Consider the following 23342-nt stretch of genomic DNA (forward strand, 5'->3'; position numbering starts at 1 on the left):
GCTGCGATGGTATATCCCGCATTTGCGGCAAGCATTTGTTAACGCAGTTGCTGCTAGGGTTGCCGGGTGCATGTCGGCACGCATCAGCGAACCATTCGTAAACGCTAGTCGCCACTTACCGGGCAGGGGTCGAGAGATCGATGGGATACCGCAGGGATTTCTCTTGGAAGATGGATCCTGATACCAGTGAATATCTGGATGCCTTGAAATCGCGCTATCGTATGGGGTTGCCGGCGTTGGCGCCCGATCTTGAAGATCGCTATCTTCAGCCCGAGGATCTGCTGAACGACGACCTCGATCTCGGCGGTTTCGAAAGCCCGATCGTCCTGTCGATGATGGCGGTCAAGGATCCGTTCTGCCCGGCCGCGTTGGCCGCCGCGAACCGGTTGCTGCCCCGTGCGGCCGGTAGCCGCGTCCGCAATCAGGTCGCCAAGGTGATGCATTCCCGCAGCCGCCATCCCGTCGTCCGCAAGGGCGTGCTGATGGTGGCGAAGCAGGGTTTCGACATCGATGCTCTCAAAAGATTTGCCACGGCGACCAGCCGGCGCATCGAAGACGATCGCGCCAATGCCCAGCAGGCCATGGCGGCCTATCTGCGCCGGCTCGCGGTCGATGGCGAATCGCCGCCGACGATCATGGACGACCTGCTGTGCCTCAGCTATCGCTGTTCGCTATCGCCCGCGACCGTCCGGCAGTTGATTCTGAACACCATCGAAAGTCGCAAGGTTTCCGTGCAGGCGAAGGTGGCAATGCTGCGCAATATCAAGCGTTTGCCGCGACAATTTCAGCTCGAACTCATCACCCGCATCACGTCGATGCGCAAGAGCCAGAGCACCGACATCCTGCGCCGGTGCCTTGAAGACGTCTTCCTCGGCGAATCCGGTCGGCCCGAAGCCGCGAAGTCCGACCCCAATTGGGTGGACTCCCATTGGGGGGGTGCCAACGGGAGCGATTCCAGCCGTCGCATTGTCTTGCCCTCGGCTGCGGATGCCGCACGACGCGAGGGCGGCGGTCAGTTCTGGATGGTGCCACGCCACCGGGCGCTCGACTCCGGCCTTTCCGCCCGCGATGCCTCGCAGCGGCCGCAATGGCCGGGTGGCCGAAGCGGCGACTCCGCGCGCGCGCGCTGAAATTTCGCTCGATTGGCCGGTATCGTGCCGACGCCGGAGTCATGGAATGTCCTCGAACCCGGACTCCTGCCGGGAGCCGGGCATGCGCACAGCTTGTCAGGCCGGGCGAAAAGCGATACCAAACCCCATGATGTTTTGCTGCGGCGCGCAATCTGCCGAACGACCGGTGCTTTGCCGATCGCCTGCGGGACGGCCGGTCGGGCACTCGGCGGCCGCGCGAGACGAATCCGGAACTCCGGAGATGAATTGGGCGTTTTGGAACTAGGCCGCGCCCGGTCACAGCATGAAGGGGAATCTAAAGGATGGCTCGTAAGAAGATCGCGCTTGTCGGTGCCGGTCAGATCGGCGGCACACTGGCGCTGCTCGCTGGTCTGAAGGACCTGGGCGACATCGTTCTGTTCGATATCATCGAGGGCGCGCCCCAGGGCAAGAGTCTCGACATTGCCCAGGCCGCGCCGGTCGAAGGATTCGATGCCAGTGTCAAGGGCACGAACGACTACGCCGATATCAAGGACGCCGATGTCGTGATCGTGACCGCCGGGTCGCCCCGCAAACCCGGGATGAGCCGCGACGATCTCGTCAGCATCAACACCAAGGTCATGACCTCGGTCGGCGAAGGCATCAAGGCCCATGCCCCGGACGCTTTCGTCATCGTCATCACCAACCCGCTCGACGCCATGGTCGGTGTGATGCAGAAGGTTACCGGCTTCAGGCCGGAAAAGGTCGTCGGCATGGCCGGCGTCCTTGACAGCGCGCGATTCCGCCATTTCCTGGCCGAAGAGTTCGACGTCTCCGTCGAAGACGTAACGGCCTTCGTTCTCGGTGGTCATGGCGACACGATGGTGCCGCTGGTGCGCTATTCGACCGTAGCCGGCATCCCCATTCCCGATCTGATCAGGATGGGATGGTCGACACAGGAACGCATCGACGACATCGTGCAGCGCACCCGCGACGGCGGCGCCGAGATCGTTGGCCTGCTCAAGACCGGGTCAGCCTTTTACGCACCGGCTTCGTCCGCTATCTCGATGGCGGAAAGCTATCTGAAGGACAAGAAGCGCGTCCTTCCCTGTGCGGCGCACCTGAGCGGACAATACGGCGTGAACGGGCTCTATATCGGCGTGCCGGCTGTCCTCGGCAAAAACGGCGTTGAGCGGATCGTCGAGGTCGAGTTCACCGACGAGGAACGCAAGAATTTCGACGCGTCGGTGAACGCGGTCAAAACTCTGGTCGAGGTCGTCAACTCGGTTTCCTGATTTGCCACTTTCAAGCGGCCGACGCCCTGATGCGGCGTCGGCGGTATCGCGGGACGACAGTAATCGTCGCTCCACGGCCTCACTGCGTGTTGTGCCGGGTGCCCCTTGGTGCATTGCTGGCGAAAAATCACCTGTTCCCGGTTGCCCCCGGCGCGACAGATGGTATGGTGCAGCGCCATTGAGGCATTCCGGGCCGGGCGCGGCGGTCATGCGATCGCCTGCCGGGTCCGGTACCGCCAACGCTGTCATGTCGGGTGGCCACCAACCGGACGGGATCAAATGAACATCCACGAATACCAGGCCAAAAGCCTGTTGAAGCGATACGGAGTCGCCGTACCCTCGGGCGGTGTTGCTTATACACCGAACGAAGCGGCGGAAGCGGCCAAACAGCTTTCCGGCCCCGTTTACGTGGTCAAGAGCCAGATTCATGCAGGTGGCCGCGGCGCCGGCCGCTTCAAGGAGGATCCGGACGGCAAGGGTGGCGTGCGCGTCGTCAAGTCGGTCGAGGACGTCTCTGCCAATGCCGCGGCGATGCTCAATCACACCCTCGTGACGAAGCAGACGGGTCCCGACGGCAAACTGGTCAACAGGGTCTACATCGAGGAAGGCTGCGACATCCGCCGCGAGTTGTACCTCTCGCTGCTGGTCGACCGGGCAACCTCGCGCGTTACCGTGATTGCCTCGACCGAAGGCGGGATGGAAATCGAGGAAGTCGCCGCCGAAACGCCGGAAAAAATCATCACGATCGACATCGATCCCGTCACCGGATTGTCGGGGTTTCATGCCCGGCAGGTGGCGTTCGCGCTGGGGCTGGAAGGCAAGCAGGTGTCGGCCTGCGTCAAGTTCCTTACTGCCATGTACCAGGCGTTCATCGAACTCGATGCCTCCACCGTCGAGGTTAACCCGCTGGTCGTCACGGGTGACGGCGAAATCCTCGCCCTCGACGCCAAAATGAACTTCGACGACAACGCGCTCTATCGGCATGCTGAAATCGCCGAAATGCGCGACGAGTCCGAAGAAGATCCTGCCGAGATCGAAGCCGGCAAGCACGATCTGAACTACATCAAGCTCGACGGCAATATCGGCTGCATGGTCAACGGCGCCGGTCTCGCCATGGCGACGATGGACATCATCAAGCTTTATGGCGGGTCGCCGGCCAATTTCCTGGACGTCGGCGGCGGTGCGACCAAGGAAAAGGTCACGGCCGCCTTCAAGCTGATCCTCAGCGACGCCAATGTTGAGGGCATTCTGGTCAACATTTTCGGCGGGATCATGCGGTGTGACGTCATTGCCGAGGGCATCGTGGCCGCAGCGCGTGAGGTGGCGCTTCATGTGCCGCTCGTCGTCAGGCTGGAAGGCACCAACGTCGAACTGGGCAAGAAGATACTGGCCGAGAGTGGTCTGGCGATCGTTTCCGCCGACAATCTTGCCGATGCCGCCGATAAGATCGTTACTGCCGTGAAGGAGGCCAGGTAATGGCTGTTCTCGTCGACAAGAACACCAAGGTAATCTGCCAGGGCTTCACCGGCAATCAGGGTACCTTTCATTCCGAGCAGGCCATTGCCTACGGCACCCGTATGGTCGGCGGCGTGAGTCCCGGCAAAGGCGGAACGACGCATCTCGATCTGCCGGTCTTCAATACGGTTGCCGAAGCCCGCGACAAGACCGGTGCCGATGCGACGGTCATTTACGTGCCGCCGCCCTTCGCCGCCGATGCGATCCTTGAGGCGATCGACGCGGAGATTCCGCTGGCCGTCTGCATCACCGAGGGCATCCCCGTCCTCGATATGGTCAAGGTCAAGCGCGCCCTTGAGGGGTCCGGCACGCGCCTGATCGGGCCGAACTGCCCGGGCGTGATCACGCCGGATGCCTGCAAGATCGGCATCATGCCGGGGCACATCCATCGGCGCGGCAAGATCGGCATCGTCAGCCGGTCGGGCACACTGACCTACGAAGCCGTCGCGCAGACGACGGCGGCGGGGCTGGGGCAGTCGACCTGCATCGGGATCGGCGGCGACCCGGTGAACGGCACCAACTTCATCGACTGCCTCGAAATGTTCCTGGCGGACAACGAGACCGAAGCCATGATCATGATCGGCGAGATCGGTGGATCGGCCGAGGAAGAGGCAGCCGAATTCCTGAAGGCGGCCAAATCGAAGAAACCCGTAGTCGGCTTTATCGCCGGTCGCACGGCCCCTCCGGGACGTCGCATGGGGCATGCCGGTGCGATCATCGCCGGAGGCAAGGGCGGCGCCGAAGACAAGATCGATGTCATGCGATCGGCAGGCGTCCACATCGCCGACAGCCCTGCGAGTCTCGGATCAACGATGGTTGAGGCCCTGAAAGGCTGATGGTGGTCGTCCATCCGTCCCGAAATGTCGCAGCCGTTGCAAGGGCGCCGGAATTGTCTCGGACGATGAGCGCCCTTCCGGCGCTGGAGCGATCTGATCGGGGTCGGTCCGGCCGGCATGGGATTTCGGGACATCATAATGGACAGCAAATGGATGCCATCGGGAGCGGTTCCGGTGGCGTCTTGCTGTTCTGGCGCCGTGGAGAGCAATGGCTCTCCACGCAAGGCCGGGACGGCAGGGAACCGCGTTAACAGGGCGGCGGACGGTATCGTTCGCCGAATCGAGTACGATGGGCAGTCAGGCAGAGCAGACTTCGTTCCTTTTTGCGCACAACGCCAGCTTTATCGGCGATCTGTTCGCACGGTATCGGGAGGATCCGACTTCCGTTGACGAATCCTGGCGGTCGTTCTTCGGGTCGCTGGGCACGGAGGCCCAGGAGGCGCTCAGTGACGTGACGGGGCCGTCCTGGTCGCAGCCGCAAAACGGCGCGGCTGATCTGTCGCCGGATACGGCGCCCTATGCCGACGCTTTCGAGCTGACCGCGGCGCTCCCGCCCCCGGCAAAGGGGGCGAAAAAAGGGAACGGTGCCGCTGCGCCGGCCGAGGGGGCCAGCCACGAACAACTCGTCCAGGCAACGATGGACAGCATCAGGGCGCTGATGCTGGTGCGCGCCTACCGTGTCCGCGGACACCTCGAGGCTCAGCTCGATCCGCTCGGTCTTGAAAAACGCGAACATCACCCTGAGCTCGATCCGAAGACATATGGCTTTACCGAAGCCGATATGGATCGGCCGATCTATCTGAATATGGTGCTGGGCTTCGAACGGGCGAGCCTGCGGCAGGTCATGGAGCGGCTGCGGGCCACTTACTGTGGTCATATCGGCGTCGAGTACCTCCATATTCAGGATCCGGAACAGAAAGCCTGGATACAAGAGCGTATCGAATCGGCCGAAAACCGTACGGATTTCACGGAGCGGGGGCGTCGGGCCATTCTTGACAGGCTGACGGCATCGGAAATCTTCGAAAAATTCCTGCACCTCAAATACACCGGGACCAAGAGATTCGGCCTCGATGGTGCGGAGTCGCTGGTGCCGGCGATCGAACAGGTCATGAAACGCGGCGGCCAGCTTGGTCTTCAGGAAATCGTCATCGGCATGTCCCATCGGGGGCGGCTGAACATCCTGGCCAATGTTATGGGCAAGCCGTTCGCCGCGATTTTCTCCGAGTTCCAGGGCAATCCTGCAAGTCCTGAGGATGTTCAGGGCTCCGGCGACGTCAAGTACCATCTCGGCACGTCGTCGGACCGCGATTTCGATGGCAGCACCATCCATCTGTCGCTGACGGCGAACCCCTCCCATCTCGAAGCCGTCAATCCCGTCGTCGTCGGCAAGGTCCGCGCCAAGCAGGCCCAGCAAAAGGACACCGAGCGCGAGAAGGTCATGGGGCTGCTGCTTCATGGCGACGCGGCTTTTCCCGGCCAGGGCGTCGTGCCGGAAACACTGATGCTGTCCGAATTGAAGGGCTATCGGATCGGCGGGACCGTTCACTTCATCGTCAACAACCAGATCGGCTTCACGACGTCGCCGAAATTCGGGCGCTCGTCGCCCTATCCGACCGATGTTGCAAAGGGAATCCAGGCGCCGATCCTTCACGTCAACGGCGACGATCCCGAAGCCGTCGTCCATGCCAGTAGGATCGCCATCGAGTTTCGCCAGCGATTCAAGAAGGACGTCGTCGTCGACGTCGTCTGCTATCGACGGTTCGGGCACAACGAGGGTGATGAGCCGGCCTTCACCCAGCCGCTGATGTACAAGACCATCGCCGGGATGCCGACCACACGGCAAGTCTATGCCGAGCGGCTTGAGGCCGAAGGCGTTCTGGAGAAGGGCGAAGGCGAGCGGCTCGCGGAAGAATTCCAGCAGAAGCTCGAAAAGGAATACGAGGCCTCGTCCAGCTACAAGCCCAACAAGGCCGACTGGCTGGGCGGTGCGTGGGAGGGCCTTTCGATCGCAACGGGCGAGGAGCGCCGGGGACGGACGGCCGTTGCGGAGAAGACACTGCGCGAAGTCGGCCGGGCCATTACCCATGTTCCGGAGACGTTCAACGCCAACAGCAAGATCGTCCGCCAGCTCAAGGCCAAGGCCAAGGCCATCGACGAAGGCAAGGGCATCGACTGGCCCCTGGCCGAGGCGCTTGCCTTCGGCACGCTGTGCCACGAGGGTTTCCCGGTCCGTCTCAGCGGCCAGGACAGCGGCCGGGGTACGTTTTCGCAGCGTCATTCGGTGTTGATCGACCAGGACACCGAGAAAAAATACGTTCCTCTCAACAATGTCGCCCCGGGGCAGGCCGCCTTCGAGGTGCATGACAGTCCGCTATCGGAGTTTGCGGTCATGGGCTTCGAGTACGGCTATTCGCTGGCCGAGCCGAAAGCCCTGACGCTTTGGGAAGCCCAATTCGGCGATTTCTGCAACGGCGCCCAGATCATCATCGACCAGTTTCTCTCCTCCGGTGAGCAGAAGTGGCTGCGGATGTCCGGGCTCGTCCTCTTGCTGCCTCACGGTTACGAAGGACAGGGACCCGAACACTCGTCGGCCCGGCTGGAGCGGTTCCTGAACCAGAGTGCAGAGGACAACTGGCAGGTCATCTATCCGACGACTCCGGCCAATTATTTCCACGCCCTTCGGCGCCAGCTTCACCGTGATTTCCGCAAGCCGTTGATCGTGATGACGCCGAAGTCGATGCTTCGCCAGAAATATTTTGTCTCCGACATCGAGGAATTCGTCGGCAACAGCACGTTCCACCGGGTGCTTTTCGAGAATGGACGCGACAAGCAGGACAAATCGGTCAAGCGGGTCGTTCTGTGCACAGGCAAAGTCTATTACGACCTGCTTCAGGAACGCGACGCCCGCAAGCTGAACGACATTACGCTGGTGCGGCTGGAGCAGCTCTATCCGTTCCCTGAAAAGGCGCTGTCCGAGGAAGTCGAGAAATACCCGAACGCCGACGTCGTCTGGTGCCAGGAAGAGCCGGCCAATATGGGCGCATGGTATTTTGCCGACCGACGGATCGAGGCAATGCTGGAAAAGATCGGTCACAAGGCGAAGCGGCCGAAATATGCCGGCCGCCCGGAAGCCGCATCTCCCGCGACAGGCGTCGTGCGCTGGCACCAGCGCGAGCAGGCGGCTTTGATCGATCAGGCCCTGACGATTGACGGAAGCTAAAGGGCAGGACCCGGGTTTTGCCGGGAATGACTGAGTTCCGGGCATCGATTGCCGTCGTCACCGCTGAAAAAGTGGAAACCGCCGGTACCCGATGCCCACGCACACTCCTTGTCGGCGCATTGGCGCGGAAGTAGAAAACAGCAGGTATCCGACCATGAGCACAGATATCGTCGTTCCGGCCCTGGGCGAATCCGTAACGGAAGCAACCATCGCCAAATGGCTGAAAAAGCCGGGCGATAAAGTCGATCGTGACGAGGCCGTCGTCGAACTGGAGACGGACAAGGTAACGCTGGAGGTGAACGCCTCCGAAGCCGGCGTGCTGGAGGACATTGTCGTGTCCGAAGGCGAAACCGTCGAAGTCGGCGCCAAGCTGGGATCGATCGGTGCCGGCAGCGGCGCAGCCGCGAGCAGCAAAGAGGCGGCTTCTTCCGACACCCGGGCTGCCGAAACCAAATCCGCTGAAACGTCCGGTTCGGAAAAGGGCGGCAGTACCGCGCAGTTGGCGGCGGACGCTTCCCAAGGGTCGGATGACGATACGGCGGTGATGCCGGCGGCCCGCAAGATGATTGCCGACAACAAGCTGGATGTCGGCAAGATTGCCGGTACGGGCAAGGACGGCCGCATCACGAAGCAGGACGTACAGGATCATCTGGACGGCAAAGGCGGGGCCGCCAAACCCTCCGGCGGAAAGGCCGAGGCCAAACGCGATTCCGGCGGTACGATGACGATCGATATCCCGGCATTCGAGCGGCCGGCGACGACCGATCGCCCGAAAAAGGACCGCGAGGAGCGGGTCCGGATGTCCAAGCTGCGCCAGACGATCGCCCGGCGGCTGAAGGAAGCCCAGGACACCGCGGCCATGCTGACCACCTTCAACGAGGTCGACATGACCGCTATGAAGGAGGTACGCGAAGCGTACAAGGCCGGATTCGAGAAGAAGCACGGCGTACGGCTTGGATTCATGTCGTTCTTCATCAAGGCCTGTGTACAGGTTCTCCAGGAACTGCCGGCGGTTAACGCCGAGGTCGACGGTACGGACATCGTCTACAAGAACTATTACGACATCGGTGTCGCGGTCGGCACGCCGCAGGGGCTGGTGGTGCCGGTAGTCCGCGATTGCGATCGGCTTTCCTTCGCCGAGGTCGAGCAGACGATCAACGGCTATGGCAAGAAGGCGCGGGACGGAAAGCTGAGCATGGCCGACCTGACCGGCGGCACTTTCACGATCTCCAACGGCGGTGTCTATGGCTCGCTGATGTCCACGCCGATCCTCAACCCGCCGCAATCGGCCATTCTGGGCATGCACAAGATCCAGGACCGGCCTATGGCGATCAATGGCAAGGTCGAGATCCGGCCGATGATGTATCTGGCGTTGAGCTACGATCACCGCATCGTCGACGGCAAGGAAGCGGTGACGTTCCTGGTCCGGGTGAAGGAATATCTGGAAGACCCGCAGCGCTTGCTGCTTGAGGTCTGATTTGCCGGCAAGAGGCGTCCAGTGGGTTGGGGTGAACCGATGAGCGCAACGACCAGGCCGCGGCGGTCCATGCTGTTCATGCCGGGCCAGAACGAGCGCGCGCTGGCGAAGGCGGGAACGCTTGCTGCCGATTCGGTGGTTTTCGATCTGGAAGATGCCACGGCGCCCGATGCGAAGCCGGCGGCGCGCAATGCGGTCGTTGAGCGATTGCGGGCCGGCGGGCTGGCGCCGCGTGAGGTGCTGGTGCGGATCAACGCCCTGGACACCCCATGGGGACCAGCCGATCTGGACGCACTGGCCACGGCCGGTGCTGACGGAATCGTCCTTCCCAAGGTCGAGTCACCGGACGTCATCACCGACGCCGGCCGGCGGCTGGACACTTTGGGAGCGCCGCCCGGCCTGGCGATATGGTGCATGGTTGAAACGCCGATGGGAGTCCTCAATGTCCGGGAACTGGCCGCCGTTGCTGCAGTTGGCGGTGGGCGCCTGGCCGGTCTCATCATGGGCACGCAGGATCTGGCCAAGGACCTTCACGTAAACGACACCGCCGACCGTTTGCCGATGGTGGTTGCTCTGGGCACCTGCCTCATCGCTGCGCGAGCCTATGGGATAGTCGTGATTGACGGCATCCATGCCGATCTCACCGATGCGGCGGGTCTGGAGGCCGTTTGCCGGCAGGGCGCCGATCTGGGCTTTGACGGCAAATCGCTGATCCATCCCAAACAGATCGATGCGGCCAACGCGGCCTTCGCGCCGTCATCCGAGGCGGTCGACCGGGCCCGGCGGATCATTGCCGCGCATTCCGAAGCGATTCGCGACGGCCGCGGCGTTACCGTCGTGGACGGGCGTCTCATCGAATCGCTTCACGTCACCGAGGCGCAACGCCTCGTCGCGCTCGCCGAAGCGATTGGAAAGATCGGAAAGGCCGGCGGCCAGGGACACAGTTAGTTCTTCCCGGACTCTGGAGCCTTTTGAGGGACCGGTGCCGGACCGCCGTATCGGTGCAGACCCGTGCCATGGTGCCGAAGCCAGGCCCGTGCTGCGTCGGTCTCCGGAAACAGTTCCCGACACAGGCGCCAGAAGCGCGGGCCGTGATTCATCTCGGCCAGATGGGCCACTTCATGCGCGGCGACATAAGAGGCAATCCATTCCGGCGCCAGAATCAGCCGCCAGGACAGGTTGATACGGCCGGTTGAGGAACAGCTGCCCCAACGCGAAACGGTATCGCGCACGGCGATGCCGGTTACGGGCCGTCCCAGACGCTGGGCGTGGTGCCGGACATGGCTGCCAAGGCTGTCGCGGGCCAGCAGTCGCAGAAAATCCTCGACCCGGCGCGGGACGTGGCAGGGATCGCCGCCGGTGGTCAGGGCATCGTCACTCATGATCACGCGGTGGCCGGTTTCAGGATCGTGACGGATCAGCCGGTCCCGTCCGCAAACCGGAACTGGAACCCCCGGCTCGAAAGCGACTTTCTGAGGGCTCTTTCTGATTTGCGCGGCCAGCCAACCGCTATGGCGCCGGACCATGTCATCGGCCGTCTGCATCGACACGCCCAGCGGCAGCGTCAACCTGAACCCGCCACTGCGGATGTCCTGACGCAGCGTCAGGCGCGTCGCCTGGGCGGACCGGACAATCCTGATCTCGATATCCTGGCCGTCGATGGCCAGTGATAGCGACGTCGGCGGAGTCGAAAGCAACCCCGGCCGTTTGACCGAACGGGTCCCCGATCGGGACAAGGCCTTGAAGAAATCGGGCATCCGCGCCCTCTGGGGAATCACCGGCAGTTACGGACTTATCATAGCCGAAACACGGCAGCGGCCGATACAAGGGATTGCGACGGCAAGGCTTTGACGTCCTGAGGGAATGCGCCACAACGAGTGCCCGAGGGTGGCGGTGTTGGTGCCCGCTATCCGTGTCCGGTGGCCTCTTTGCGCCGCGACCAAAGGATGCTAAGAGAACAACAATGTCATAAACGCAACATGAATGTTCATATTCGAAAATCGGCGTAGATCAGGCGCTCGATCGAATGGGGAGGGACAGACCGTGGCAGCATCCGCCTATATCGTGGCCATCGATCAGGGAACGACATCGACGCGCGCCATCGTCTTCGACGCTGGCGGCCGCCCCGTCGCGACTGCGCAGAAGGAATTTACCCAGCATTATCCCGCCGACGCTTGGGTCGAGCACGATGCGGAGGAAATCTGGGCGGATGTCGTTGCCGTCGTGCGCGATGCGGTCGCCAAGGCCGGCGTGCCGGCTGAATTGATCGCCGGGATCGGCATCACCAACCAGCGTGAAACGGTGGTCGTGTGGGACCGCGAAACCGGCAAACCGATCCACCGGGCGATCGTCTGGCTTGATCGGCGGACCAGCGACTATTGCCGGTCGCTCGTCGACAGCGGACACGGACCGATGATTGCCGAGCGGACCGGCCTCGTCATCGATGCCTATTTTTCGGGATCGAAGATCAAATGGATCCTGGACAACGTGGATGGCGCGCGCAGCCGGGCAGAGCAGGGGCGGCTGTGTTTCGGCACCATCGACAGCTGGCTGCTCTATAAGCTGACCGATGGCGCCGTCCACAAGACTGACGCCACGAACGCCTCGCGCACGATGCTGTTCAACATTCATACACAGCAATGGGACGACGAGCTGCTCGATCTGTTCGGCGTACCGCGCGCCATGATGCCGGAGGTCTGCGACAATTCAGGACGATTCGGGCTGGCGTCCGAGGCACTGCTGGGGAACGCCATTCCCGTCAGCGGCATGGCCGGCGACCAGCAGGCGGCCACGTTCGGGCAGGCCTGCTTCGATGTCGGCATGACCAAATCCACCTATGGCACCGGGTGCTTTGCGTTGATCAACACGGGCGAGACGGCCGTCGTTTCCCGGCACAAGATGCTGACGACAGTGGCCTATCGGCTGGATGGAAAGACAACCTATGCCCTGGAAGGGTCGATTTTCGTCGCCGGCGCCACGGTGAAGTGGTTGCGCGACGGCCTGGGGATCATCGATTCCGCCGCGCGTACGGCATCGCTGGCGGTGACGGTGCCGGACAATCACGGCGTCTATTTCGTGCCGGCGTTTTCGGGACTGGGCGCACCCCACTGGGATCCCGATGCCCGCGGCACCATCAGCGGCCTGACATTCGATGCCGGACCGGCCCATATCGTTCGCGCCGCACTGGAAAGCGTCGGCTTTCAGACCGCCGACCTGATCACGGCGATGCGCGCCGATGGCGCGGCCATGCCGCCGGCGCTGCGAGTCGACGGGGGCATGGTGGTGAATGACTGGGTCTGCCAGTTCCTGGCCGATATTCTCGATCTTCCTGTCGAGCGTCCAGTCGTGACGGAAACGACAGCCCTTGGCTCGGCCTATCTCGCAGGGCTCGCGGAGGGCGTGTATGGCGGGCTGGAATCGCTGTCGGCGCAATGGGCATCAGAGCGGCGGTTCGAGCCATCGATGGAGGCCGGCAGGCGCGAACGGCTTCTGGCCGGATGGCACAAAGCCGTTCGCCACGCCCGGGGCATCGCGTCCGATTGACACCACCTCCACCCGGGGGGGGCACCCCAGGGTCCGCCCTGGGGCCACCTTTGGGCCTTGGTTGGGCTGAATGCGTCATTCACGCGCGGTTCGGTCTCGCGAATGTTCGCAGTTCGACGCTTCGGGGCGTATTTCTGCGCTTGGATTTGCGCAACGAGTCAGCTAGACAGGGAGTGTGTAACAAAAGGTTCATAAATCGGTCACGCGGCCGTCATTGCATACGGTGCATAAGCAAAGTCGCATGACAATTTGGGAGGGCTATTAGAAATGAAGCTTCGTCATCTGCTGGCAGCGTCCGCCACTGCAATGTTGGTCGCCGCGCCGGCTCAGGCTCAGGTTGAAATTCAGTGGTGGCACGCAATGTCCGGCGCGCTCGGCGAATGGGTCGATGACCTGGCCGAGGGCTTCAACGAAAGCCAGGATGATTACGTCGTCGTCCCATCCTATCGCGGCACCTATCCCGAAACGATGACGGGCGGCATTGCTGCCTTCCGTTCCGGCGAGCAGCCGCACATTCTGCAGGTCTTCGAGGTCGGCACCGCCACCATGATGGCCGCCGAAGGCGCGATCTATCCGATCCATGAGTTGATGGCGGACACGGACACGGCGTTCGACCCGGACGCCTATCTGCCGGCCGTCGTCGGATACTACACGACACCGGAAGGCAACATGCTGTCGTTGCCGTTCAACAGTTCCACGCCGGTCATGTACTATAACCGGGATGCCTTTGCAGACGCTGGTCTCGATCCCGACAGCCCGCCGGAAACCTGGCCGGAGTTCGGCGAAGCCGCTCAGCAGCTCGTCGACAGCGGCGCGGTCGACTGCGGCTTCTCGACCAACTGGCAGGACTGGATCCACATCGAGAACTTCTCGGCGTGGCACAACCTGCCGATCGGCACCCGGCAGAACGGCTTTGCCGGCTTCGATACCGAACTTCAGGTCAATTCAGACACCCATATCGCCCATATCGAAGCGCTGAAGGGCTGGATGGATGACGGACTGTTCACCTACGGTGGACGGCAGAGCGACGCGACTCAGCTTTTTGTCAGCGGCGAATGCGGCATGTTCTTCGAATCCTCCGCCGGTTACGCCAACATCAGCGCCGGCGCTGACTTCGATTTCGGCATCGGCATGCTGCCGTACTGGCCGGACGTCGAGGGCGCACCGCAGAACTCGATCATCGGCGGCGCGACGCTCTGGGTCCTCCAGGGGCACGATCAGGAAGATTATGCCGGCGTGGCCGACTTCTTCAACTATCTCTCGTCTCCGGAAGTACAGGCATCGTCGCACCAGCGGACCGGCTACCTGCCGATCACCAATCAGGCGTTCGAGCTGACCGAGGAGCAGGGTTACTATGAAGAAAATCCCGGCTTCGACACGTCGATCCGTCAGATGAATCTGAACCCGCCGACCGATAATTCCCGTGGTCTGCGGTTCGGCAACTATGTTCAGATCCGTACGATCATCAACGAGGAACTCGAGGCCGTCTGGGGCGACGACAAGTCGGCCGAAGAAGCGCTCGACGCGATCGTCTCGCGCGGCAACGAGCTGCTGCGCCAGTTCGAGGAAGACCTCAACTAGTCGAACTGCTCAATGAGCCGGACCGGGCGCAGGGGTGGCAGTTCGCCACCTCTCGCCCGGTTGCATTTCAGTCAGCGGGGCTGCCCGTGCCGGATATCGGCAGTTTGAAGGCCGAGCGGCGGTATCATCACTTTTTTAGGCGGGTCGCCTATGCACAAGCGCGTGACTTTCAGGCACGGGCTCCTACCGTATCTCCTGGTAGCGCCACAGATCATCATCACACTGGTCTTCTTCATCTGGCCGGCAAGCCAGGCGCTCTATCAATCCGTCCTCAGACAGGATCCATTCGGCCTGCGAACGACCTTTGTCGGGTTGCAGAATTTCCAGCGCCTGTTCGCGGACCCGTCCTATCTGAGCAGCCTGCAGGTAACGGTGGTATTCAGTATCAGCGTGGCGGCGCTGTCGATGGGGGCGGCACTGTTGCTGGCCGTCATGGCCGATCGCGTCATCAAGGGCGCAGGTGCCTATCGCACATTGATCATCTGGCCCTACGCCGTTGCGCCGGCCGTGGCCGGCGTCCTGTGGCTGTTCATGTTCACGCCGTCGGTTGGCATCATATCGTATTTCCTGCTCCATGAATTCGGCGTGCGGTTCAATCACCGGGTGGATGGAACACAGGCAATGGGGCTGGTGATATTCGCCGCCGCCTGGAAGCAGGTTAGCTATAATTTCCTGTTCTTTCTGGCCGGACTTCAGTCCATCCCCAAGAGCCTGATCGAAGCGGCGGCCATCGACGGTGCCGGGCCTTCGCGGCGCTTCTGGACGATCATCTTCCCGCTTCTATCCCCGACGACGTTCTTCCTTCTCGTCATCAATGTGGTTTTCGCGTTCTTCGAAACCTTCGGGATCATCCATGCCGTCACCAACGGCGGTCCGGGCTCGCCAGGGGCGACGAACATCCTGGTCTATAAGGTGTATAACGACGGATTCATCGGCCTGAACCTCGGCAGCAGTGCGGCTCAGTCCGTCATACTGATGTCGATCGTCATCGTCCTGACGGTGGTGCAGTTCAAGTTCATCGAACGGAGGGTGCATTACTGATGGTCGAACGCCGCCCTTTCATGACCTTCATGAGCCATGCCCTGATCGTGCTGGGCATCGGCATCATCATTTTCCCTTTATACATCGGCTTCGTCGCCTCGACGCACACCTTGCAGGACGTGTCGAGGGCACCGATGCCCCTGGTGCCCGGTACCCAGTTCGTCGAGAATTATATGCGGGCCATTCAGGCGGGCGGTGCCTTCTCCGGTGCGACGCCGGCCTGGTACATGATGATGAACAGCTTCATCATGGCGATCGTCATCACGGTCGGAAAGATCGTCATATCCCTGACTTCGGCCTTCGCGGTCGTCTATTTCCGGTTCCCGTTCCGGATGTTCTTCTTCTGGATGATTTTCGTCACGCTGATGCTGCCGGTGGAAGTGCGCATCCTGCCGACTTACGAGGTCGTTGCGCGACTGGGTATGATCGATACCTATGCCGGGCTGACGATACCGCTGATCGCATCGGCAACGGCAACATTCCTGTTCCGGCAATTCTTCCTGACGGTACCCGACGAACTGACGGAAGCCGCGCGCATGGATGGCGCCGGTCCGATGCGGTTTTTCTGGGATATTCTGATTCCGCTGTCGAAAACGAATATCGCCGCTCTGTTCGTCATCCTGTTTATCTATGGCTGGAACCAGTATCTCTGGCCGCTACTGATAACAAATAACCTGGAGACGATCGTGATCGGTATTTATCAGATGATCAATGTCGGCGACGATCGGATACAATGGAACATCGTAATGGCCACGACCATGCTCGCCATGATCCCGCCGGTACTGGTGGTGATTCTCATGCAGCGTTGGTTCGTCAAGGGCCTTGTGGATAGCGAGAAGTAAGCGACAATGGCGACACTCACGATATCGGACGCTCGCAAGACTTATGCCGGCAGCCGCGAAGAGGTGATCAAGGGCATCGATTGCGCTGTTGCCGACGGCGAGTTCCTGGTGATGCTGGGGCCGTCGGGGTGCGGGAAATCTACGCTGTTGCGCATGGTTGCCGGACTGGAGGAAATCTCGTCCGGCGAAGTGGCGATCGATGGCAAGCGCGTCAACGATCTGGAGCCAAAGGATCGCGACATCGCGATGGTGTTTCAGAACTATGCGCTTTATCCGCATATGTCGGTTTTCGACAACATGGCCTATGGCCTGAAAATTGCAAAGGTGCCAAAGGACGAGATCACGCGGCGCGTCGAAGAAGCCGCAACGCTGCTGGAAATCCGGGACTTCCTCGATCGACGCCCCCGTCAGCTTTCCGGCGGTCAGCGCCAGCGGGTGGCGATGGGCCGGGCGATCGTCCGCAAGCCGTCGATCTTTCTTTTCGACGAACCGCTGTCCAACCTGGACGCCAAGCTTCGGACGCAGATGCGCGTGGAGATCAGAAGGCTGCAATCCCGGCTGGGTGTCACGTCGCTCTATGTGACCCATGACCAGGTCGAAGCCATGACGCTCGGTGACCGCTTGATGGTGATGAATGGTGGAATCGCCGAACAGATCGGAACGCCGATCGATGTCTACAGCCATCCGGCATCGGTCTTCGTTGCCGGTTTCATCGGTTCCCCGGCAATGAACTTTCTTCCCGCCCGCGTCGATCCCGACGGACGTCATGTTCTGCTACCCGGCAATCACAGCGTTGCGTCCTCCAAGGCCGCGGGCAACGGCGGCCGGTCGGTCACGGCGGGCATCCGGCCGGAGCATCTGCGTCAGGCGACCGAAGCCGATGCTGAACGGGTCATTGACGGTCAGGTCGAACTGGTCGAAGCCCTCGGCGCCGACACCATCATTCATCTTCGTATGGATGCCGAAGGGGCGACATTGCTGGCGCGGTTGCCCGGAACACCCGGGTTGCGCCACGGCGACCGCATCCGGCTCGCCGTGGAAGAAGGCCAACTGCACCTTTTTGACGAACAGTCGGGCCGCTCCGTGGCGGCCGACCCCCGCTAGCGCAGCAGGAGGCCGGCACCCGCCATCGGCGGCGGACGGGGTGCGATCCTAGAGAACGCGGTCCACGACGCTTTTCAGTCGCGCCATCGTGCCGTCGACATCGGTCAGCTTGTCCAATCCGAACAGACCGAGCCGGAAGGTGCGGAACGTGTCGCCTTCTCCGACCTGAAGGGGCACGCCAGCCGCGATCTGCATGCCCTCGGCGGCGAATTTCTTGCCGTTCTGGATGTCCGGATCGTCGGTATAAGATACGACCACCCCCGGAGCGCCGTAACCGTCTGCGGCGACCGATACGACACCCTTTTCCCTGAGCATGGCGCGCACACCGTCGCCGAGCGCCCATTGCGCGGCTGCCATGGCTTCGAGTCCATGTGATTTCGTTTCGACCATGGCATCCCGTAGCCCGACCAATGCGTCGGTCGGCAAGGTGCCGTGATAGGCATGGCCGCCGGCTTCGTACGCGGCCATGATCGACTGCCACTTCTTCAGGTCCAGGGCGTAGGAATCGGAGGTCGTTTCCTGCAGGCGCTCGTGCGCGCGCGCCGACATCATGACCAGACCCGTAGACGGGGAGGCCGACCAGCCTTTTTGTGGGGCGGAGATGAGTATGTCGACGCCGGTCTCGACCATGTCGACCCAGACGCAGCCGCTGGCGACGCAGTCCAGAACGACAAAGGCGCCGACTTCGTGGGCCGCACTGGCCATGGCCTTGATGTAGTCATGCGGCAGGATCAGGCCCGACGATGTTTCTACATGGGGCGCAAAAACGAAGTCCGGCCGGACCTCGTGGATTTTCGCCACGACATCGGCGATCGGCGGCGGCGCGAAGGGGGCACGGACGGTGTTGTCGGCCGATCGCGCCATCACCACCGTCGTCTCTTCGGTGAACCCGCCCGCTTCGAAAATCTGGCTCCAGCGATAGGAAAACCAGCCATTGCGAACGACCAGGGCTCGGGCGCCTGTCGCGAACTGCCGCGCCACTGACTCCATGGCAAAGGTGCCGCCGCCCGGGATGAGGGCGACCGACTCGGCGGAATAGACGTCTCGCAGCATTCCGCTCAGATCGCGCATCACGCCCTGGAATTTGGCGGACATGTGATTGAGCGACCGGTCGGTGAAGACGACCGAGAACTCCATCAGGCCATCGGGATCGACATCGGGGCGCAAACCGGGCATGCGGATTCTCCTTTTTTCCAGAATTTGGCGCAGCCTAATGGCGAACATACTATCGAGACCAGCAGAATTTGCCCTCTGCCGTTGGACCTGTCCGACCGAAGCCGGTTCGCAGCCCACAAGCCAAGCCCGAAACCGGACCCTTCGGCCACAAAGACATAAAGATATCTTTATGCTTGATAGGTAGGGTCGATGCTGCTAGAAGGGGGCACGGAAGCCGTCCGGCGCGATCGGACGCGCGGCGGCTATTCACGATTTCAAAGACTATTCCAAGGAGTTTCATCCATGCCTGACGCAAGCGGTTCGCAAGATTTCAAGGTCAAAGACATTTCGCTTGCTGCCTGGGGCCGGAAGGAAATCGCCATCGCCGAGACGGAAATGCCCGGTCTCATGGCGACCCGCGAAGAATTCGGTGCTTCCAAGCCGCTGAAGGGCGCCCGTATTGCCGGCTGCCTGCACATGACCATTCAGACTGCGGTTCTGATCGAGACCCTGACGGCGCTGGGCGCCGAGGTTCGCTGGTCGTCCTGCAACATCTTCTCGACCCAGGATCAGGCTGCCGCGGCCATTGCGGCCACCGGCGTTCCGGTCTTTGCCTGGAAGGGCATGTCGGAAGAAGAGTTCTGGTGGTGCATCGAGCAGACCGTCAAGGGTCCGGACGGCTGGACGCCGAACATGATCCTCGACGACGGCGGCGATCTGACCGGCCTGATGCACGAGAAGTACCCCGAGCTTCTCAAGGACGTTCTCGGCATCTCCGAAGAGACCACGACCGGCGTGCTGCGTCTCTATGAAATGGCGAAGAAGGGTACGCTGGCCGTTCCCTGCATCAACGTCAACGACAGTGTCACCAAGTCCAAGTTCGACAACCTCTATGGTTGCCGCGAGAGCCTGGTCGACGGCGTCAAGCGCGCCACCGACGTGATGATTGCCGGCAAGGTTGCCGTGGTCGCCGGTTATGGCGACGTTGGCAAGGGCTCTGCAGAGAGCCTGCGCAGCCAGGGCGCCCGGGTCATGGTCACCGAGATCGACCCGATCTGTGCGCTTCAGGCCGCCATGGAAGGCTATGAAGTCGTTACCATGGACGAGGCCGCTTCGATGGGCGACATCTTCGTCACCGCGACTGGTAATGTGGACGTCATCACCGTCGACCACATGCGCCAGATGAAGGACCGGGCGATCGTCTGTAACATCGGTCACTTCGACAGCGAGATCCAGATCAACGCTCTGTCCAACTTCAAGTGGGACGAGATCAAGCCGCAGGTCGACGAAGTCGAATTCCCTGACGGCAAGAAGCTGATCGTTCTCGCCAAGGGCCGCCTGGTCAATCTGGGCTGCGCCACCGGCCACCCGAGCTTCGTGATGAGCGCCTCCTTCACCAACCAGGTGATGGCGCAGATCGAGCTCTGGGAAAACCACGCCAAGTACGACAAGCAGGTTTACGTCCTGCCGAAGCACCTGGACGAAAAGGTCGCTGCTCTTCACCTCAAGAAGCTGAATGTGCGTCTGACGCAGCTCAGCGACGAGCAGTCCAAGTATATCGGTATCGAAAAGAACGGCCCGTTCAAGCCGGATCACTATCGCTACTGATCGAACGGTTTCGGCGAACGGAGACGGCAGGCAACGCCTGCAGTACCCGAGCGCCGACTGAAAAAGCGGATGTGCCTCCAGCCCCGGCCGGCGCCTTTTGGGTGTCGGCTTGGGTGGAGAGACTTGGGTGGCTTCTCCTTGGGAGGGCCGCCCTTTTTTGCGTGTCGTATACTGCTTTCGAATGACGCCGCTGACGCGTTCTTGTCCGCAAGAGGTAGCGCTGACGTTGCGAATGGCGGTATCCATCCATTAAAGTAAATTTCGAACGCTGGCGAGGGTGCCCTTGCTGCCGTCGGCATTCATCCGTTCGCGGCAGTCTGCCGCCCTCTTTTTTTAGCCCGATGGGACCTCGAAAAGTGGACACCGTGTCTGTCCCCGTCTTTATGGTCGTCATCGTTGCCGTCGCCGTTCTCTCGGCGGGACTGGCGATCGTGGCTTTTCGGCTCTATCGACGGGCCGAGGCCGCCGAACGTGAAGCGGCACGGATCAAGGCCATTCTCGAGCGCCTTCCGATACGGCTTGGCTATGGTGGGGGGCAACCCTATCGAACCGGCGCCTGGTCGATGCTTCTGGGCGATCACGAGCCAGGCGACAGGGCGGGGCGCGTACGGCCTTCGGAGGATCCCTCGCTATTTGTCGAGGATCATACAGTTGCGGGGCGTACGGTCCGTTTGGTCGACACGCTCGTGCGTTTGCCGACGAGCGGTACTGTTTCGATCGCTCTGGGCACGGATGTGACCGATCTCGTCGCTGCCACTTCCAGCGCCCAGGCCGGCGCGTCGACGCATCAGACCGAAGCAGCCGAGGCCCGTGCCGGGGTCGAGCGGGCCCGCGCGATACTCGATACATTGCCGATCCCGATTTGGGAGCGCGATGGTGACGGCCGTGTCTGCTGGGGCAATAAAGCGTACCGGGCGGCTGTCGACACCGACGAGCGCGGAGTATCCGCGAACGGGACGGAACTGGTCCGGGGACTCGATCTTTATCGCCGTGCAAGTGAAGCTTCGGCGGAAGAGTCGACGGATCGCCATGTCATCGTCGGCGGTCAACGCCTCTACATGCGGATCGCCGAAGCGCCGCTGCCGTTGCCCGGAAACGGGGCAGCCCGCGGCGGCCTGCACCGGACGGTTGGCTATGCGTTGGATCAGACGTCGCTGGAAGACGCCCGTGCCGATCTCGGTCGCCATATCGCGGCTCACGGCGAGGTGCTGGAGCATCTGAAGTCGGCGATCGCGATATTCGGGCCGGACCGTCGGCTGAAATTCTACAATTTCGGTTATGTCACACTCTGGGGTCTGGACGAAGAATGGCTGGATGCCGGGCCGACGCTGGGCGAGGTGCTCGAACATCTGCGCGAACGCCGGATATTCCCCGAATTCGCCGATTTCCAGACGTACAAGCGCAGCCAGACCGAACTGTTCACATCGGTGCTCCAGCGCCAGGAGGACATGCTGCACCTGCCGGACGGCCGAACGCTGCGACAATTCATTACACCGCACCCTTTCGGGGGACTGTTGTTCGTGATCGAGGACGTCACCAGCACCCTGGCACTTGAGCGGAGCTATAATACCCTGCTCCAGGTTCAGAACGAGACGTTGGACAATCTTGAGGAGGGGGTCGCCGTTCTGGGGAGTGACGGCCGTCTCAAATTGTATAACCCGGCATTTCTCAGCATCTGGGGACTGAGTCCCGAAGACGTCGGCGGATCGCCCCATTTTTCGGCGATCGTCGATTCCGTTCAGTCGCGATTTGCACACGAACAGGATTGGCCGGTGCGCCGGAGCGATCTGCTGTCGCTGGGGCTGGAACGCAACGCCGAAACGCGCCGGCTGCGGCGCGACGATGGATCGGTGGTGTCGATCTCGGCCGTCCCCTTGCCCGATGGCGGCAAGCTGATTTCCACCCTCGATGTGACCGACAGCGATCGTGTGGAGCAGGCGCTGCGGGCGTCGAACGAGGCGCTGGAAACAGCCGACCGGCTGAAATCGGAATTCATCGCCAACGTATCCTATCAGCTTCGCACACCGCTGAACGCGATTCTGGGCTTCGCCGAAATCCTGAACAACCGGTATTTCGGCGAACTTAACGAACGTCAGGGCGACTATACCGGCAGCATCATCGACGCTTCCAACCGGCTGCTGCAGTTGATCGATGACATTCTCGATCTGGCGACCATCGAGGCCGGCTATATGTCGCTGGAGCGCCGCAGCATCGATATCCGCGAGATCCTAGGCAAGGTTCATGACCTGACGCGGGAATGGGCCGGCAAGCAAGGTCTCAAAGTCGAGATGGATTGCCCGGACGACATCGGCGGCGTGGACGCCGATGACCGGCGCCTACGCCAGGCGCTTTACAATCTTGTCTCGAATGCCATTAAATTCACCCCGCCCGGCGGGCGGATCACGCTGTGGGGCCGGCGCGAGGGGGGCGTGATTCGTCTTGCCGTCAGCGACACCGGTGTCGGCATCCCCGAGGCCGACCAGCGTCGGGTCTTCGGGCGGTTCGAAAAGGGCCAGCGGCACGTTCGTAACGGTGGCATCGGTCTGGGGCTCGCCCTGGTCAAAAGCTTCGTGGAACTGCACGGCGGGCGTCTGGAACTCGTTTCCAATCCCGGCGAGGGGACGACAATAAGCTGCTTGCTGCCGGCAAGCGGCGGGTCGATCCCTCCCGACGATGCGCAATACGCGATCGGCCTGTCGGGTGCGTCCGTCGCTGATCGCCAGCCTGCCGCCCGACCGGCGGTCGAGGCCTTGCACAGCGTTGCGGAACGCGAGTAGCGCACCTCCGGTTGTCACTGGGCCGACCGGGCCGTCCGCGCGCCGCCCCACACGGTATTCGCGGATCGGTATCGATAGCGAAAATGGTGATCTCCCCACACCCTGATCGTCCCGGGCGCAGCGCGGCACGGAAGTGGCGCGCTGCTTGACCTGGGACCTCGGGCAGCAACTCTCGATCGTGATACACGAACCGGGTGCATCCGGCTCGGGGTCCCCGATCGGTGTCGGGGACGATCAGGAGGAGGGGCCGAGGCCGCACA

General features: G+C 62.0%; 16 protein-coding genes. 14 read left to right on the plus strand and 2 right to left on the minus strand.

The genetic code is table 11. The features are described 5' to 3' along the window. Positions 1-170: 170 nt before the first annotated feature. The 7 genes from ABZ728_RS03180 (at position 171) to ABZ728_RS03210 (ending at position 10379) form a co-directional block, all read left to right on the plus strand. Entirely contained in the window at positions 171-1130 is a 960-nt protein-coding gene (locus ABZ728_RS03180; protein ID WP_366654276.1) for a hypothetical protein, read from the plus strand. Between the two features lie 302 nt (positions 1131-1432). Next, positions 1433-2383, plus strand: coding sequence for a malate dehydrogenase (mdh, locus tag ABZ728_RS03185; RefSeq protein ID WP_366654277.1), 951 nt, complete (start codon positions 1433-1435; stop codon positions 2381-2383). A 279-nt stretch (positions 2384-2662) separates the two neighbouring features. Further along, positions 2663-3859 (plus strand): ADP-forming succinate--CoA ligase subunit beta, encoded by a 1197-nt coding sequence (gene sucC / locus ABZ728_RS03190; RefSeq protein WP_366654278.1) that lies wholly within the window; start codon positions 2663-2665, stop codon positions 3857-3859. Continuing rightward, positions 3859-4734 (plus strand): succinate--CoA ligase subunit alpha, encoded by an 876-nt coding sequence (gene sucD / locus ABZ728_RS03195; RefSeq protein WP_366654280.1) that lies wholly within the window; start codon positions 3859-3861, stop codon positions 4732-4734. Before sucC ends, sucD begins: the two co-directional genes overlap by 1 nt. 289 nt (positions 4735-5023) lie before the next feature. Continuing rightward, a complete protein-coding gene (locus ABZ728_RS03200; protein WP_366654281.1) occupies positions 5024-7954 on the plus strand; it encodes a 2-oxoglutarate dehydrogenase E1 component in 2931 nt (976 codons plus the stop codon). Between the two features lie 154 nt (positions 7955-8108). Next, positions 8109-9431 (plus strand): 2-oxoglutarate dehydrogenase complex dihydrolipoyllysine-residue succinyltransferase, encoded by a 1323-nt coding sequence (gene odhB / locus ABZ728_RS03205; RefSeq protein ID WP_366654282.1) that lies wholly within the window; start codon positions 8109-8111, stop codon positions 9429-9431. A gap of 39 nt (positions 9432-9470) precedes the next feature. Beyond that, positions 9471-10379 (plus strand): CoA ester lyase, encoded by a 909-nt coding sequence (locus tag ABZ728_RS03210; RefSeq protein WP_366654284.1) that lies wholly within the window; start codon positions 9471-9473, stop codon positions 10377-10379. On the opposite strand, the gene ABZ728_RS03215 is transcribed toward ABZ728_RS03210, so the two are convergent. Next, positions 10376-11188: a M48 family metallopeptidase gene (locus ABZ728_RS03215; RefSeq protein ID WP_366654285.1), complete on the minus strand. Its 813-nt coding sequence runs from the start codon at positions 11186-11188 to the stop codon at positions 10376-10378. The two genes, ABZ728_RS03210 and ABZ728_RS03215, sit on opposite strands and share 4 nt — an antisense overlap. A gap of 286 nt (positions 11189-11474) precedes the next feature. Here ABZ728_RS03215 and glpK point away from each other — a divergent pair, with 286 nt between their 5' ends. From glpK to ABZ728_RS03240, 5 genes are all read left to right on the plus strand, one after another. Beyond that, positions 11475-12974 carry a glycerol kinase GlpK gene (gene glpK, locus ABZ728_RS03220; RefSeq protein WP_366654286.1) on the plus strand — a complete coding sequence of 500 codons (1500 nt, stop codon included), beginning with the start codon at positions 11475-11477 and terminating at the stop codon, positions 12972-12974. A 267-nt stretch (positions 12975-13241) separates the two neighbouring features. Beyond that, complete coding sequence (ugpB, locus tag ABZ728_RS03225) at positions 13242-14555, plus strand: sn-glycerol-3-phosphate ABC transporter substrate-binding protein UgpB (protein ID WP_366654287.1); 1314 nt, start codon at positions 13242-13244, stop codon at positions 14553-14555. A 150-nt stretch (positions 14556-14705) separates the two neighbouring features. After that, positions 14706-15596, plus strand: a complete 891-nt coding sequence (gene ugpA, locus ABZ728_RS03230; protein WP_366654288.1) for a sn-glycerol-3-phosphate ABC transporter permease UgpA — start codon at positions 14706-14708, stop codon at positions 15594-15596. After that, the gene (gene ugpE / locus ABZ728_RS03235) at positions 15596-16438 is read left to right on the plus strand and encodes a sn-glycerol-3-phosphate ABC transporter permease UgpE (RefSeq protein WP_366654290.1); all 843 of its coding nucleotides are present in this window, start codon (positions 15596-15598) and stop codon (positions 16436-16438) included. Before ugpA ends, ugpE begins: the two co-directional genes overlap by 1 nt. Before the next feature lie 6 nt (positions 16439-16444). Beyond that, entirely contained in the window at positions 16445-17542 is a 1098-nt protein-coding gene (locus tag ABZ728_RS03240) for a sn-glycerol-3-phosphate import ATP-binding protein UgpC (RefSeq protein ID WP_366654291.1), read from the plus strand. A gap of 48 nt (positions 17543-17590) precedes the next feature. On the opposite strand, the gene ABZ728_RS03245 is transcribed toward ABZ728_RS03240, so the two are convergent. Next, on the minus strand, positions 17591-18718 hold the full coding sequence (locus ABZ728_RS03245) for an aminotransferase class V-fold PLP-dependent enzyme (protein WP_366654293.1): 1128 nt from the start codon (positions 18716-18718) through the stop codon (positions 17591-17593). Positions 18719-19000: 282 nt separating this feature from the next. Here ABZ728_RS03245 and ahcY point away from each other — a divergent pair, with 282 nt between their 5' ends. Beyond that, positions 19001-20305, plus strand: a complete 1305-nt coding sequence (gene ahcY / locus ABZ728_RS03250) for an adenosylhomocysteinase (RefSeq protein ID WP_366654294.1) — start codon at positions 19001-19003, stop codon at positions 20303-20305. Between the two features lie 356 nt (positions 20306-20661). Then, positions 20662-23082 (plus strand): ATP-binding protein, encoded by a 2421-nt coding sequence (locus tag ABZ728_RS03255; RefSeq protein ID WP_366654296.1) that lies wholly within the window; start codon positions 20662-20664, stop codon positions 23080-23082. Positions 23083-23342: the final 260 nt, after the last annotated feature.

The organism is Fodinicurvata sp. EGI_FJ10296 (assembly GCF_040712075.1).
Taxonomy (GTDB): domain Bacteria; phylum Pseudomonadota; class Alphaproteobacteria; order DSM-16000; family Inquilinaceae; genus JBFCVL01.

Coding starts and splice junctions, on each gene's coding strand:
- ahcY (WP_366654294.1), top strand. CDS start 19,001: ATGCCTGACGCAAGCGGTTCGCAAGATTTCAAGGTCAAAGACATTTCG.
- ABZ728_RS03210 (WP_366654284.1), top strand. CDS start 9,471: ATGAGCGCAACGACCAGGCCGCGGCGGTCCATGCTGTTCATGCCGGGC.
- sucD (WP_366654280.1), top strand. CDS start 3,859: ATGGCTGTTCTCGTCGACAAGAACACCAAGGTAATCTGCCAGGGCTTC.
- sucC (WP_366654278.1), top strand. CDS start 2,663: ATGAACATCCACGAATACCAGGCCAAAAGCCTGTTGAAGCGATACGGA.
- ugpA (WP_366654288.1), top strand. CDS start 14,706: ATGCACAAGCGCGTGACTTTCAGGCACGGGCTCCTACCGTATCTCCTG.
- ugpB (WP_366654287.1), top strand. CDS start 13,242: ATGAAGCTTCGTCATCTGCTGGCAGCGTCCGCCACTGCAATGTTGGTC.
- ABZ728_RS03180 (WP_366654276.1), top strand. CDS start 171: ATGGATCCTGATACCAGTGAATATCTGGATGCCTTGAAATCGCGCTAT.
- ABZ728_RS03215 (WP_366654285.1), bottom strand. CDS start 11,188: ATGCCCGATTTCTTCAAGGCCTTGTCCCGATCGGGGACCCGTTCGGTC.
- ABZ728_RS03245 (WP_366654293.1), bottom strand. CDS start 18,718: ATGCCCGGTTTGCGCCCCGATGTCGATCCCGATGGCCTGATGGAGTTC.
- ABZ728_RS03240 (WP_366654291.1), top strand. CDS start 16,445: ATGGCGACACTCACGATATCGGACGCTCGCAAGACTTATGCCGGCAGC.
- ABZ728_RS03200 (WP_366654281.1), top strand. CDS start 5,024: ATGGGCAGTCAGGCAGAGCAGACTTCGTTCCTTTTTGCGCACAACGCC.
- odhB (WP_366654282.1), top strand. CDS start 8,109: ATGAGCACAGATATCGTCGTTCCGGCCCTGGGCGAATCCGTAACGGAA.
- ugpE (WP_366654290.1), top strand. CDS start 15,596: ATGGTCGAACGCCGCCCTTTCATGACCTTCATGAGCCATGCCCTGATC.
- mdh (WP_366654277.1), top strand. CDS start 1,433: ATGGCTCGTAAGAAGATCGCGCTTGTCGGTGCCGGTCAGATCGGCGGC.